Here is a 14,052-nt window from a genome sequence, read left to right on the forward strand (position 1 = left end):
CACAACACATTTAAACACAAACTTCTACACACTTTATAGAGAATGGCATTATAAAGATATAGAGCCTAGAATCTTTGCCGAAGAGATGCTGGGGGATCAGGAAGCGAGAGGTATAGATGGACAAACACTTTTATCAAACATTAACACTACATCAATCAGTATTGATGTGATAGTGTATAGATTTTTTAATTTTGGCGAGACAAAATACATACAAGCGAGCGATATGGATGTTTATGGCACAAGATATTTTTATGATAAGGACTGGAACTTTCAGTTATTTAGTTATAACAACAAGGTGCTATCAGATGAAATGCCAAAGCCAAAAATGCTAGAAAAGTCTGTAATGATAGCCAACGCATTATCACGCATATTTGGATTTGTTAGAGTTGATTTGTATATAATGTCAAAACAAGTAATCGTTGGGGAATTGACCTTTACACCAGAGAGTGGTGCAGGCAGATTTACCCCAAGTGAATGGGATAAAAAACTTGGCGATTTATGGGATATTAGCACTTTATTACCAAGGGTAGAATCCTAGCGTGTGCTTCCCACAGATGTAACGCGAGTTTTTGTCCTAAGGTCAGGGATTGAATTCCAAATAAAAGCAAGGAGAATACGCTGGGCATCTTCTACATTCATAAATTTATATTTAATTAGCACTTTGCAAGTAAGGAACTCAAAGTATGATTTACCCACGCCCTTATCATCAAGATAGGCTTTTTCAAAATCACCGCCAAAATATCGTGCAACATTGCTGATATTAATTTCTTTTTGAGCGAGAGTTTTAAGATAATTATCTGGGGAGGTGCTAGGGGGGAATTTGCTCACGCGTGAAACAAGAAATGTAAGGAGCTTTTCTTCAAGGCTTTTGATAAGCTCTAGGAATACGACACTATTTTTATCTACATTCTCTCTTATACGGATAGCTTTTTCAAGGGCTTCTGGCTTTGATCCTTTGAGTAATACGGAGGCAATTTGCGTGATTTTTGGCTCTGATAGGATACTGATGACATATTCCTTATTTGCCCTGCCACTTGTATAAGAACGCTTAATGCTATCAATACCTTTATCAAGGTTATCAGCTTCAAACATTGCACTAAAAATGGCAAACTCTTCTTTGCTAAGGAGATTTTGTAAATCATCGTTATAATTTTGATTTGCCACGAAACCTTCTTCCTTTAAGACATAAAACTTACGCACTAAAGTGTTTATCATATTAAACTGCATAAAATCCTCTAAGCTTTAAGATGAGATTCTAAGAGAGAACATCGGCAGAATCTATAAAAAAATTAAGTAATGTTTGTTTGTAAAAAGGGCGATGAGATTCAAAAAAATATCATTGATTTTATAAATTTGTATCAATACTTAGCATTTTCTCAAAAAAATCACTCAAATAAGTTGCAAATTTCAAAAAAAAAAAAAACGCTATACTAAAGCGAATAAAGCAAATTAACACAACAAGGAGAGCAAAAAATGAAAATTTCAAAAGCATTAGTGGCATTAAGTCTTGTAGGAAGTTTAGTAAGTTTTACATTTGCAGAGGATATAGATTCTGAAATCGCAAAGCTTAAAAAAGAAAATGAGCTTTTAGAGCTACAAAAGAAAAATCAAAATCTTAAAATAAGGTAGTGCTAACTCATCTAACTCACAAGATGGATTGGCAAGTGAATTGACAGGGTGGTTTGTAGGAGCGGAGCTTGGATATAGCCCGAGTGTTACAAATTATGTCAATCAAACAAATAATCCTGCATTCCCATTTCTAACAAACATAACCTATGCCTTACCGATTAATCTAGGCTTTGGGTATCAATGGTATCCTTGGGATAATGCAGGATTCAAATTTAGAGGCTATGTAGGTTGTGCAAGCTACAATTCTAAAGTGTCATTTGGCAATGAAAAAGGTAATCAAAACTCACAAGCTATCCATTATGGAGTTGAAGCAGAGTATCTGTATGACTTTATTGCAAGTCAAACACATACTTTTGGTTTAAACATAGGCACGGGATATGAGTTTGGGAGTTTCTTTGGACAAAATATACAAAGCAAGCTGAAAGAACGCACGGTAACTGATGAACTTAAATCCTACACTTCATCTAGCTGGACTTCAAGTATAGGAATCCATTACTTTTATAATGTCAATCATCAGTTTGAGCTGAAATACCGCTATCGCTCGGGTTATGGATATGATGATGGCGGAAAGGTAGATGTTGATTATGGCTCAACTAGCGGAACTTCAACATTTCAATACGCCTCTACGCCTAAAGGCTCAATTATCTTTGCTTACAATTATAAGTTTTAGAATCTAAGTAGGGGGCTTGGATAAGACTTACTCACGCCCCTTAGTCAAGCGTGAGTATTGGATAATCTAAAATCTTAGTAGCACTTGACTACTATAAAACATAGTAGTATAATGGCAGCTAAGATTTCTGTCAAAATCTTATCCATAGTAACCTCCTTTATAAAGAAGTAGGTTACACTTCAAGGGGATGGTCGCCCCTTGAGGCAACCCCTATCGCTATTATATCTCACTTTTTCTTAACTTCAAATTCCCTTATTTACTTGTCTTTGTGATTTTTATCTCTTATTTATACACATCTTTTTATCCCTTATATTTATGTAGTTTCTTATGATTACATACGGACAAGAGCTTTTTGTAAATATGTAATGCAGAATGCACAGGAGTATAAATTTTCTTTGCGTGTTTGCGAAGATTTTGGAGGCTAGAATCTAGCCCAAAATGATGGCTTTCTCTCGTTTTGGAACAACTTCGCCGATAATGTTTGCACAAGTTATTCCAGCCTTGCGTAAGTCATAGACAAAAGATTTTGCTTGACTAAAAGGAAGGGCAAAGAGTAAGCCACCGGAAGTTTGTGTATCATAATAAAAAATATCATCTTGTATTTGCGTTTCTATCCGCACTTGAAAGCAAAGGGCATTTTTATTCTCGTATGAGCCACCGGGCACAATACCCATTTGGGAAAGCTCCCTTGCATTTTCAAAAAGTGGAATCTGCATAGTATAGAAAAGTATGCTCTTATCATAGGGGGAATCTTCGGTAAAATCTCGCAAGTAAGAATGTGGTTTTTTTGCCTTGTTTGCACGACACATTTCAAGAGCGTGTCCTATAAGCCCAAAACCTGTAATGTCCGTGCAGGCGTGAATCTCATATTCTTGGGCGACTTGCATAGCATAAAGATTGAGCATCGCCATTGATTGAACTACTTCATCTTGATTTGAAAGCATTTTTGCTTTAATGGCAGTGGTGAGAATCCCGCTTCCAATGGGCTTTGTCAGCACTAAGACATCGCCTTCTTGTGCGGTATTATTTCGCCAGATTCTATCTTTATGCACAATACCATTGACGGAAAGCCCATATTTTTGCTCCATATCTTTAATCGTATGTCCGCCAAGGAGCAACGCCCCAGATTCTGCAATTTTATCTAACCCACCTTTTAAGATAGCGTTTGCTACCTTCACATCAAAATGTGTGCTATCCCACATTAGCAGATTTAAAGCACTTTTTGCAACACCACCCATAGCAAAAATATCACTTAACGCATTTGCCGCAGCAATTTGCCCATAAATATATGGGTCATCAACCACAGGCGTGATAAAATCTACACTTGAAAGCATAGCGTATTCATCGGTTTCATTATAGAGCATAGCTCCGCAGTCTTCGTTACCCTCAAAGCCTATCAGTAATAAGGGGTTTGGCTTTTGGGTGAGTTGGCTAGAGATTTGTGATAGGTCTTCCAGACCGACTTTAGCAGCTCACCCAGCACATTGAATGTATTGTGTTAAATCAGAATCTGCCATTTTGAATCCTAAAGAGAGATGAGGCTATCGCTTGTGAGCATATTTTGCACACCATCTATGGCATTGCCTATCATACCGACTTTGAGACGCTCTGTCAAAGCAAAGTAGCTTAAACACGAGCCACAAGAATAAATTTCAACCCCTTGTTTTTCAAGCTCTTTTAAGACTTCTACAATTTCTGTATTATCCACCTCTTTATTATCGGTTGTGAGTAGAACGCCGCGATTGATAAAGAGAATCTTGTGTGGCAAGACTTCAGTTTGTAAAAGTGATTTAATAAAGCCATTAATCAGCATACCGCCAAGCTCCCCTTCACCCACGCGGTCATTTTTGATAAGCATCATTTTAGGAATAATTTTATCCTTAGATTCCTTGCTTAGCTTACCTACCTTACCTTTGAGAAAAATGATAAATTGCTCATCTCGTCCTAGCCCAACTTCAAACTCAAACCCCTCAGTCTTAAGAAAACGACTAAGATTCTCTTTTGATGATGGAGAGTTGCCAATAATTTCATAGCTGTGGAGCTTTAAAGAATGTTCATTTACTCCAGCAAGTGCCTTTTTTGCCTTGACAACAGGCTCGGGGCAGGGCAGATCACGCACATCAATTTGGATAGTGTTATTCATAAAAATCCTTTAGGGTAGATACTCATTGAAGGTGTTATTATATATTAATTTTTCAAAAAATGAACATTTTTTGCGGCAAGAGAAGTGTATGTTTAGAATATCCGTTAAGGGATATTTGCGTTTTATAAGGGTGTAGAATCTAGCCCGAGATTCTACAAAGATTCTATCAAGGCTAGATTCTGTTTGATTAGAGGGCAAAATCTTGCATAAGGTGGAAGTTGAGATAAGTATAGATATTATCTTTCTTATCATCAATTTTTTGAGGAGCGATTTTAAGATATTCTTCAGCTGTTGGAAGCTTACCAAGCATAGCACATACCCCACCAAGCTCTGCACTACCAAGATATACTTGTGCGCCTTTACCCATTCTATTATCAAAGTTTCGTGTTGAAGTAGAGAAAACCACAGCATTATCTCGCACTCGTGCTTGATTTCCCATACATAGGCTACAACCAGGAGCTTCAAGCCTTGCCCCCGCTGCTCCAAAGAGTGAGAAATACCCTTCTTTTGTGAGTTGTTTTTCGTCCATTTTTGTTGGCGGAGCAATCCAAATTTGTGTTTTGCTTTGCCCTTCATTTTTAACAATCTCGCCAAAAGCTCTAAAATGCCCAATATTTGTCATACAGCTCCCAATAAAGACTTCATCAATATTCTTGGGTCGTTTTGGATTAGCGTGAATCTCGCTCAAAGTTGCCACATCATCTGGGTCATTTGGACAAGCTAGAATAGGCTCTTTTATATCAGCCAAATCAATTTCAATAATGGCTGCGTATTCCGCATCGCTATCTGGCTCTAAAAGCACAGGATTTTTAATCCATTCCTTCATCTTGTCCGCTCTGCGTTGCAAAGTCTGGGCATTTTGATAGCCATTTTTAATCATAGATTCTATAAGCTTAATATTTGAGCTTAGATATTCAATGATAGGTTCTTTATTTAGTCTTACACTACACGCTGCTGCACTTCGCTCCGCACTAGCATCGCTAAGTTCAAAGGCTTGTTCAACTTTTAAATCACCTAAACCTTCAATTTCTAGAATCCGTCCGCTAAAGATATTCTTTTTACCCTTCTTTTCAACGGTTAAAAGTCCTTGTTTGATGGCATAATAAGGGATAGCATTGACCAAATCACGCAGTGTAATGCCCGGATTAAGCTTACCTTTGAACCGCACAAGCACAGATTCTGGCATATCAAGAGGCATAGAGCCTGTAACAGCTGCAAATGCAATTAAACCACTTCCTGCTGGAAAACTAATCCCAATAGGGAAGCGTGTGTGAGAATCCCCACCTGTCCCAACCGTATCCGGCAGACACATACGATTAAGCCACGAGTGGATAACACCATCTTTTGGATGTAGGGCAACACCACCACGCTCGGAAATAAAGTTTGGTAAAGTTGCGTGCAAACTTACATCAGCTGGTTTTGGGTAAGCCGCAGTGTGGCAGAAGCTTTGCAAAACAAAGTCAGCCCCAAAGCTTAATGCAGCAAGTTCTTTAATCTCATCGCGTGTCATCGCACCTGTAGTATCTTGGCTGCCCACCGTTGTTGTTTTTGGCTCGCAATAGCTACCCGGACGCACACCTTCTACACCACAAGCACGACCTACCATTTTTTGTGCTAATGTGTAGCCCTTTGTGCTTGGAGCTGGTTGTTTAGCTTCTTTAAACACATCGGATTTAGGAAGCTTGAGATATTCTCTTGCTTTTGCGGTTAGTCCTCTGCCGATAATAAGTGGGATTCTACCACCAGAGCGAATCTCATCAGCTAGGGTTACAGGATTTAGCGTGAAAGTCGCTACAACCTTACCATCTTTTTCTATTTCGCCTTTAAGTGTGTTAATCTCAATAATATCGCCATCTTTTAACTCACTCACATCAGCGACAATCGGCAATGCACCGCTATCTTCACAAGTATTAAAGAAAATGGGTGCAATAACGCTACCAATCACAATACCTCCACTTTTTTTGTTTGGGATAAATGGAATCTCTTTTCCAAAATGCCACATAATAGAATTACACGCAGATTTTCTACTGCTTCCTGTTCCTACAACATCGCCCACATAAGCTACAATAGCGTTATTCTCTTGTGCTTTTTTCTTTGCAGATTTAATGCGAGATTCAAAGTTTTCTATACGACTTTTTAGCATTGCTTTGGCGTGAAGCGGAATATCACTTCTTGTAAAAGCATCACCTGCTGGACTTAAATCATCTGTATTTGTTTCACCATCAACTTTAAATACGCACACTTTAATTTTTTCTTGTAAGCCCTCTTTGCGTTTAAACCACTCCGCATCTGCCCAAGATTGAATAATTTCTTGTGAAAGTGGAGTATTGAGTGCGGCGATTTTTTCAAAATTATCATAAATCAAAAGTGTATGTTTTAGGGCTTCTGCACAGGCTTTTGCAAGGCTGCTATCATTGAGAGAAAGCCCTTTGATTAGGGGAGCGACATTGTAACCCCCAAGCATTGTGCCTAGATAAGTGATTGCTTCATTTTGGCTAAAGCCCCAATCCTGCTTGTTTTCAAGCAAAATTGCACCTAAGAACTCTGCCTTTAGCTGTGCTGAAGCATCAACACCCGGATTCACCCTATGGATAATCAATTCCTTAGCAAACGCTTTATGCTCTGCACTCACACTTGAATCTTTACACATATCAATGGCATTTTGTGTTTGGGCTAGACTTAATGGCAAAGGTGGAATACCTTGTGCTGCACGCTCTTTGCTGTGTGTCTCGTAGTCTTTGATGAATTGCTCAAATTCTTCTCTCATCGTTTTCTCCTCGCTTTTGTGATGTTGTTTTCTTGTGGAAATTAAAACCCTATTATAATGGTTTGGCTCAAATTGTATAACAAAAATACCAAACAAGCAGGAAAGTAAAGTGAAAGTTATCCAAAAGTGAGCTTCAAAACTTCCCAAAAATCTTTTAAGTGATTTGTTTTGTGTTGCGTTTGCAGTGGTTTTAAGCAGTGTTAAAGAGCGAGATTCTAGCTTGTTTCTATGTGTGCTAGGCTTTTGATATATGGTGTTTGGAATCTTGGTTTTGAAGCGATACATAAAGTAACATTGTGAGCTTTTATGAAGCTTTTGATAGAATCTTGCAAATGTGGGGTTAAAATATTTTGTGCTTTTGTGTGATGTCGCACAAAACACTATCCAAAAGAACAAGGAGCGGGAAATAATGCAGATTTATAGAAAGCAGCATTATGATAAGGTCTTAGAGCGTGTGTTTGCTCCCTTACTTGATGAGAGCGATTTGCTCACGCAGTTACGAGCCAATACGATACTTGCAAAAGGGGAGCGTTATTTTGATTTTACCGCTTCTGGCTTGGCGTATAAGAAGATTGAAAAGCGTTTAGATTCTATCTTGCCCTATTATGCCAATACACATTCGCGTTTTGCAACTCATTCGGCATTTATGAGTGCAGTTTATGAGAGGGCAAAAGAGAGGCTTAAAGAAATGTTGGGGCTAGGTGATGAGTTTGTGTTGATTGCCGGAGGGAGTGGGGCGAGCTTTGGGATTAAAAAATTTCAAGAACTTATGGGGATTTATGTGCCTCCGCAAAGCTTGGCTCATTTTAACTCATTTTTTCAAGGAATAAGTGATGTAAAAACTACGCAAGATTCTAGTTATACTTCACAAAATCCCTTGCTTGAAAGATTGCGGATATATGATAGACAAACAAAAGCTTTGAATCTCCCCTCTGTACTTCTTAGCGGATTTGAGCATCACTCAAATGAGATAAGCTATAAAGAGGGGCTTTGTCATACCTATAAGATAGGCTTTGATAAATCTGGGTTACCAGATTTGGAGCATTTACAAAAGATATTACAGAATCTTAAGGACAAAAAAATCATTGCATCTTTAAGTGTGGCTTCTAATGTAACAGGACTACTTGCACCCATAGAATCTTATCATCATTATTTGCGTCAAGCTCAAGCTGTGATTGCCTTTGATATGGCAAGTTCTTCGCCTTATTTGCAGGTAGATTCTGCGTTATATGATGTGGCATTTTTAGCACCACATAAGCTTTTGGGTGGGGTTGGCTCGTGTGGGCTTTTGGTGATAAGAAAAAGTCTATGTGATACGCAGATTCCACCAAGCTTTGCTGGAGGTGGGGTGATGGAGTATGCTAATGACAAAACACATTCTTTTATTGATGATGAGGCTTTACGAGAAGAGGCAGGAACACCACAGGTGCTAGGGCTGCTTCGTGCAGCTTTGGCGTATTCATTGCGAAATGAGATAGGTTTTGCGTGGATAAAGAGGCGAAAAAAAGTGCTTATGGAGATATTTTTACACGAACTCAAAAAGATTCCAGCAGTAAGTATTTATGGGGATTTAAAGGCGGAGAGACTAGGCATTATCAGCTTTAATGTTGGGCTTGTTTGTCCTCTTGATCTTTCAATGCTTTTAAGTAAGAAATATGGCATACAAACGCGTGCTGGTTGTAGTTGTGCTGGTCCGTATGGGCATTATCTTTTAGGTGAAGGAAGCAAAGAGAAAAAGCCCATGTGGCTAAGAGTGAGTATCCACTACACGCACACTTTGAGTGATATTGAATATCTTGTGAAATCTATAAAATCTTGTGTAAAAATCTTGCGTGGCTAGGGATCAAAAAATACTGATTTTTAACATAATATTTGATAATCATTAAGGTAATTTATAATAGAATGCCGCTTTTAATTTTTTGAATGAAAGTAGAGACACACAATGCAAAACATACGAAATATCGCTGTGATAGCACACGTAGATCACGGCAAAACCACACTTGTTGATGGGCTTTTGAGTCAATCTGGGACATTTGGCGAGAGAGAGCAGGTTGATGAAAGGGTAATGGATTCTAACGATTTGGAGCGAGAAAGGGGCATTACAATCCTTTCAAAAAACACAGCTATAAACTACAAAGGCACAAAGATAAATATTATTGACACGCCCGGACACGCTGATTTTGGCGGGGAAGTGGAGCGTGTGCTAAAAATGGTAGATGGCGTTTTATTGCTTGTAGATGCACAAGAAGGCGTTATGCCGCAAACTAAATTTGTTGTCAAAAAAGCCCTTAGCTTTGGAATCCGCCCCATTGTCGTGGTCAATAAGATTGATAAACCTGCCGCAGAGCCTGATCGCGTGGTAGATGAAGTATTTGATTTATTCGTATCAATGGACGCCACAGATTCTCAGCTTGACTTTCCCGTAATTTATGCTGCTGCACGCGATGGCTATGCGGTTAAGAATTTAAATGATGAAAAGAAGAATCTAGAGCCATTATTTGAAGCGATTTTAGAATATGTGCCACTGCCTAGTGGAAGTAGTGATAATCCATTGCAAATGCAGGTTTTCACGCTTGATTATGATAACTATGTGGGTAAAATCGGCATTGCACGGGTATTTAATGGACGCGTGAAAAAGGGCGAGAATGTAATGCTTGCAAAAAGCGATGGCGAGAAAGAAACAGGGCGTATAAGCAAACTCATTGGCTTTATGGGACTAGCAAGGACAGAGATAGAATCTGCTGAAGCAGGGGATATTGTAGCTATCGCTGGATTTAATGCTGTTGATGTGGGAGATTCTATTGTATGTCCTAATAATCCTATGCCGCTAGATCCTATGCACTTAGAAGAGCCCACAATGAGCGTGTATTTTGCCGTAAATGATAGTCCTTTGGCTGGGCTAGAGGGCAAACATGTAACAGCAAATAAAATCAAAGATAGGCTACTAAAAGAGATGCAAACAAATATCGCTATGCGATGTGAGGAAATGGGAGAGGGGAAGTTTAAAGTAAGCGGAAGAGGTGAGCTGCAAATCACAATCTTAGCGGAGAATCTAAGGCGTGAAGGCTTTGAGTTTAGTATCTCACGACCTGAAGTTATTGTCAAAGAAGAAAATGGCGTGAAAACTGAACCTTTTGAGCATTTAGTCATTGATACGCCACAGGATTTTAGCGGAGCAATCATTGAGAAGCTTGGTAAGAGAAAAGCAGAGATGAAAGCTATGAATCCTATGAGTGATGGCTACACAAGGCTAGAGTTTGAAATCCCTGCACGAGGGCTTATCGGCTATCGTAGCGAGTTTTTGACAGACACAAAGGGTGAAGGGGTAATGAATCATAGCTTTTTAGAGTTTAGGGCATTTAGCGGTGGGGTAGAATCGCGTAAAAATGGTGCATTAATCTCTATGGAAAATGGCGAGGCGACAGGATTCTCACTCTTTAATATACAAGAGCGGGGTGTGCTATTTGTAGCCCCACAGACTAAAGTGTATATCGGTATGGTTATCGGTGAGCATAGCCGCGATAATGACTTAGATGTCAATCCCATTAAGGCAAAGCATTTGACAAATATGCGTGCAAGTGGGAGTGATGATGCGATTAAGCTTGTGCCACCACGGGAGCTGACACTAGAGAGAGCATTAGAGTGGATAGAAGATGATGAGATTTTGGAGGTAACACCGCAAAATATACGCATTAGAAAAAAGATTCTAGAACCAAATATGCGTAAAAGAGCAAAGGCTAAATAGAAACTATGCTTTAGGCTTTCTATCTATATCTTAGGCTTTTGCGTGTTGGATTGATTTTAACAAAATTTTAACAAAGGAGTAAGTGATGAATAAGTTTTTAGATTCTATATATTTCCGCCATTCGTGCAAACTTTTTGATGAGAATAAAAAGATTCCAAAAGAAGTGTTTGATGAGATTTTAGAAGTGGGTAGATTGTCGCCTAGCTCTTTTGGGCTAGAGCCTACAAGACTGCTTGTCCTGCGTAGCGATGAGGCAAAGGCAGCACTTCGTCCATTATGCTGGAATCAAGCCCAAATCACAACAGCAAGTGAAGTTGTAATATTTAAAAGTTTGCAAAATGACTTAGTCCCACCAAGTGAATATACAAAGCAAAATACCTTTAGACGCAAGGCTGATTTAGGTGCATATCAAGCCTTTTGTGAGCGTTTGGGTGGATACTTGAAAGAGCGGGGACTAGATTCTGGAGAATCTCTAGCACACTGGAGTAGCAAACAGGCTTATATTATGGCAACTTATATGGTAGCCTATGCGAGTTTCTTAGAGATTGATACTTGCTATATTGAGGGCTATGAGAAAAGAGCGGTAGAAAAGTTGTATGGGCTTGATCCATTTAAAGAGCAAGTAAGCCTTATTGTGTGCTTTGGCTATCGCGGTAAGGAACAACAACCGCGATATAGAATCTCACTTGATGATTTGGTGGAATATAAGTAAGAAGGGGAAAGAATGCTAGATACAATCACAGTTGTTAAGAGAAATGGGCGTATAGAGCCACTTGATGTTTCAAAAATACAAAAACACACTTCTGCGGCAGTTGAGGGATTAGAGGGTGTAACGCAAAGTGAGCTTGAGGTTGATGCGAAAATTTTATTTAAAGATAAGATTACGACAGAAGAGATTCAGCAAACGCTTATTAAAACAGCAGTTGATAAAATAGATATAGATGCCCCCAATTGGAGCTTTGTAGCGGCTCGTTTGTTCTTGTATGATTTGTATCATAAGGTAACGGGCTGGACGGGTTATAAAAAGCTTGAAGATTACTTCATTCAAGGAGAAAATGAGGGGCGATTGCTTCGTGGGATTAAAGAAAAATATGACTTAGCATTTTTAGATTCTCATATTAAGCCTGAACGCGATTTGCAGTTTAATTATTTGGGTATTAAAACGCTATATGATAGGTATTTGCTTAAAGATTCTAATAATCAGCCCATTGAGTTGCCCCAGCATATGTTTATGGCGATTGCTATGTTTTTGGCTCAAAATGAAAAAGATTGCAATGCGTGGGCGGTGAAGTTTTATGATATGATTTCTCAATTTGAAGTGATTTGTGCGACACCAACTTTGGCAAATGCACGCACAACGCGACATCAGCTAAGTTCTTGCTTTATTGGTAGCACACCGGATAATATTGAGGGGATTTTTGATGCTTATAAGGAAATGGCACTTTTAAGCAAATATGGTGGTGGCATAGGCTGGGATTTTAGCCAAGTGCGTGGGCTTGGTAGCTATATTGATGGACATAAAAATGCCGCTGGTGGTGTTGTGCCATTTTTGAAGATTGCCAATGATGTCGCCATTGCTGTAGATCAGCTAGGAACACGCAAAGGAGCGATTGCGACATATTTAGAGATATGGCATAATGATGTATTTGAGTTTATTGACTTGCGTAAGAATAGTGGTGAAGAGCGTAGGAGAGCACACGATTTATTCCCTGCATTGTGGATTTGTGATTTGTTTATGAAGCGAGTTGAGGCAAATGAGTTTTGGACACTTTTTGATCCTTATCAATGCCCGGAGCTTACAGAGCTTTATGGTGAGGAGTTTGAAGCAAAATACCTTGAATATGAGCAAAATGAACATATTTTAAAACATCGTGTTATAGCAAAAGACTTGTGGAAAAAGATTTTAACGAATTATTTTGAATCTGGTTTGCCATTTTTATGTTTCAAAGATAATGCTAATCGTGCTAATCCAAATGGACACGCTGGAATTATCCGTAGCTCAAATCTCTGCACAGAGATTTTTCAAAATACAAATCCAAATCATTATGTTATGGAAGTTGAATTTGCTGATGGCTCAAAGACAATCTATAATGAAAAGCAAGAAGTAAAGCTTGATAGCGGTGTGCGTAAGGCGGCAAATAAAATTACAAGCGTGGATAGTATAGGTGGCAAAAAGGTCTTTATCACAACGCGTATCGCACAAGGTGGGGATACAGCAGTGTGTAATCTAGCAAGTGTGAATCTGAGTAAAATTAATACAAAAGAGGATATTGAACGCGTGCTGCCTATCGCGATTAGAATGCTTGATAATGTGATTGAACTTAATTTTTATCCTAATCGTAAGGTAAAGGTTACCAATATGCAAAATCGTGCCATTGGTCTTGGTGTGATGGGTGAGGCTGAAATGCTCGCTCACTCTAGGATTGAATGGGGGAGCGAAGAGCATTTGGCAAAGATTGATGAGATTATGGAGCTTATAAGCTTTTATACTATTGATTCTAGTGCGGATTTAGCACAAGAAAAAGGCAAATATTCGCAGTTTGAGGGGAGCAATTGGAGTAGGGGGATAATGCCTATTGATTTGGCAAATAAGGAAGCATTAAAGCTTGTTGATAGAGGTGGTCTTTTCTCGCAGCAGTGTGATTGGGAATCTTTGCGAAAAAAGGTAAAAACGCAAGGTATGAGAAATGGCTATCTTATGGCAATTGCTCCTACAAGTTCTATTAGTATTCTTGTTGGGACGACACAAACTATTGAGCCTGTGTATCGTAAAAAATGGTTGGAAGAGAATTTAAGCGGAATGATTCCTGTTGTTGTGCCACATTTGAGTGTGGATACTTGGAATTATTACACATCTGCGTATGATATTGATCAAACATTACTTATTAAAGCAGCGGCTGTCCGTCAAAAATGGATAGATCAAGGGCAAAGCACAAATGTATTTATGAGACTTGATAAGGCGAGTGGTAAGGTGCTAAATGACATTTATATGCTTGCTTGGAAACTAGGACTAAAAAGTACTTATTATCTACGCTCCCAAAGTCCTGAAGCTGAAGAGGTGATGGATAGAAGCGTGGAATGTGTAAATTGTCAATAGA

General features: G+C 38.9%; 11 protein-coding genes and 1 pseudogene. 7 read left to right on the forward strand and 5 right to left on the reverse strand.

Annotation, left to right across the window (positions count from 1 at the left end; genetic code table 11):
- A partial coding sequence (locus EBF12_RS07685; RefSeq protein WP_121727135.1) for an ATP-grasp fold amidoligase family protein occupies nt 1-538 on the forward strand: 538 nt, incomplete at its 5' end.
- On the opposite strand, the gene EBF12_RS07690 is transcribed toward EBF12_RS07685, so the two are convergent.
- Complete coding sequence (locus EBF12_RS07690) at nt 535-1,215, reverse strand: hypothetical protein (protein ID WP_244196454.1); 681 nt, start codon at nt 1,213-1,215, stop codon at nt 535-537. The genes EBF12_RS07685 and EBF12_RS07690 overlap by 4 nt on opposite strands.
- A 258-nt stretch (nt 1,216-1,473) precedes the next feature.
- On the opposite strand from EBF12_RS07690, the gene EBF12_RS11910 reads away from it, so the two are divergent.
- Together EBF12_RS11910 and EBF12_RS07695 are read left to right on the forward strand one after the other, a co-directional pair.
- On the forward strand, nt 1,474-1,629 hold the full coding sequence (locus EBF12_RS11910) for a hypothetical protein (RefSeq protein ID WP_157979076.1): 156 nt from the start codon (nt 1,474-1,476) through the stop codon (nt 1,627-1,629).
- A 28-nt stretch (nt 1,630-1,657) separates the two neighbouring features.
- Nucleotides 1,658-2,299, forward strand: coding sequence for an outer membrane beta-barrel protein (locus EBF12_RS07695; protein WP_244196455.1), 642 nt, complete (start codon nt 1,658-1,660; stop codon nt 2,297-2,299).
- Between the two features lie 428 nt (nt 2,300-2,727).
- Here EBF12_RS07695 and selD read toward each other — a convergent pair.
- The 4 genes and pseudogenes from selD to EBF12_RS11125 form a co-directional block, all read right to left on the reverse strand.
- Nucleotides 2,728-3,759, reverse strand: a pseudogene (gene selD, locus EBF12_RS07700) (selenide, water dikinase SelD); the annotation flags it as partial.
- A 65-nt stretch (nt 3,760-3,824) separates the two neighbouring features.
- Entirely contained in the window at nt 3,825-4,442 is a 618-nt protein-coding gene (gene yedF / locus EBF12_RS07705) for a sulfurtransferase-like selenium metabolism protein YedF (protein WP_121727138.1), read from the reverse strand.
- 187 nt (nt 4,443-4,629) lie between these two features.
- The gene (gene acnB, locus EBF12_RS07710) at nt 4,630-7,209 is read right to left on the reverse strand and encodes a bifunctional aconitate hydratase 2/2-methylisocitrate dehydratase (protein WP_121727198.1); all 2,580 of its coding nucleotides are present in this window, start codon (nt 7,207-7,209) and stop codon (nt 4,630-4,632) included.
- A 215-nt stretch (nt 7,210-7,424) separates the two neighbouring features.
- Nucleotides 7,425-7,583, reverse strand: coding sequence for a hypothetical protein (locus EBF12_RS11125; RefSeq protein ID WP_157979078.1), 159 nt, complete (start codon nt 7,581-7,583; stop codon nt 7,425-7,427).
- 35 nt (nt 7,584-7,618) lie between these two features.
- On the opposite strand from EBF12_RS11125, the gene EBF12_RS07715 reads away from it, so the two are divergent.
- The 4 genes from EBF12_RS07715 to EBF12_RS07730 all read left to right on the forward strand — a co-directional run bounded on the left by EBF12_RS07715 (nt 7,619) and on the right by EBF12_RS07730 (nt 14,051).
- Nucleotides 7,619-9,049: an aminotransferase class V-fold PLP-dependent enzyme gene (locus tag EBF12_RS07715; protein WP_121727139.1), complete on the forward strand. Its 1,431-nt coding sequence runs from the start codon at nt 7,619-7,621 to the stop codon at nt 9,047-9,049.
- A gap of 102 nt (nt 9,050-9,151) precedes the next feature.
- The gene (gene typA, locus EBF12_RS07720; RefSeq protein ID WP_121727140.1) at nt 9,152-10,954 is read left to right on the forward strand and encodes a translational GTPase TypA; all 1,803 of its coding nucleotides are present in this window, start codon (nt 9,152-9,154) and stop codon (nt 10,952-10,954) included.
- Between the two features lie 85 nt (nt 10,955-11,039).
- On the forward strand, nt 11,040-11,666 hold the full coding sequence (locus EBF12_RS07725; RefSeq protein ID WP_121727141.1) for an NAD(P)H-dependent oxidoreductase: 627 nt from the start codon (nt 11,040-11,042) through the stop codon (nt 11,664-11,666).
- Between the two features lie 12 nt (nt 11,667-11,678).
- Complete coding sequence (locus tag EBF12_RS07730; RefSeq protein WP_121727142.1) at nt 11,679-14,051, forward strand: ribonucleoside-diphosphate reductase subunit alpha; 2,373 nt, start codon at nt 11,679-11,681, stop codon at nt 14,049-14,051.
- Nucleotide 14,052: the final 1 nt, after the last annotated feature.

The organism is Helicobacter labetoulli (assembly GCF_003670275.1).
Taxonomy (GTDB): Bacteria; Campylobacterota; Campylobacteria; order Campylobacterales; family Helicobacteraceae; genus Helicobacter_C; species Helicobacter_C labetoulli.

Bases quoted from the DNA above. Each gene is read 5' to 3' on its own strand.
- EBF12_RS07690 (WP_244196454.1), bottom strand. From the start codon at position 1,215: ATGATAAACACTTTAGTGCGTAAGTTTTATGTCTTAAAGGAAGAAGGT.
- EBF12_RS11910 (WP_157979076.1), top strand. From the start codon at position 1,474: ATGAAAATTTCAAAAGCATTAGTGGCATTAAGTCTTGTAGGAAGTTTA.
- yedF (WP_121727138.1), bottom strand. From the start codon at position 4,442: ATGAATAACACTATCCAAATTGATGTGCGTGATCTGCCCTGCCCCGAG.
- acnB (WP_121727198.1), bottom strand. From the start codon at position 7,209: ATGAGAGAAGAATTTGAGCAATTCATCAAAGACTACGAGACACACAGC.
- EBF12_RS07715 (WP_121727139.1), top strand. From the start codon at position 7,619: ATGCAGATTTATAGAAAGCAGCATTATGATAAGGTCTTAGAGCGTGTG.
- typA (WP_121727140.1), top strand. From the start codon at position 9,152: ATGCAAAACATACGAAATATCGCTGTGATAGCACACGTAGATCACGGC.
- EBF12_RS07725 (WP_121727141.1), top strand. From the start codon at position 11,040: ATGAATAAGTTTTTAGATTCTATATATTTCCGCCATTCGTGCAAACTT.
- EBF12_RS07730 (WP_121727142.1), top strand. From the start codon at position 11,679: ATGCTAGATACAATCACAGTTGTTAAGAGAAATGGGCGTATAGAGCCA.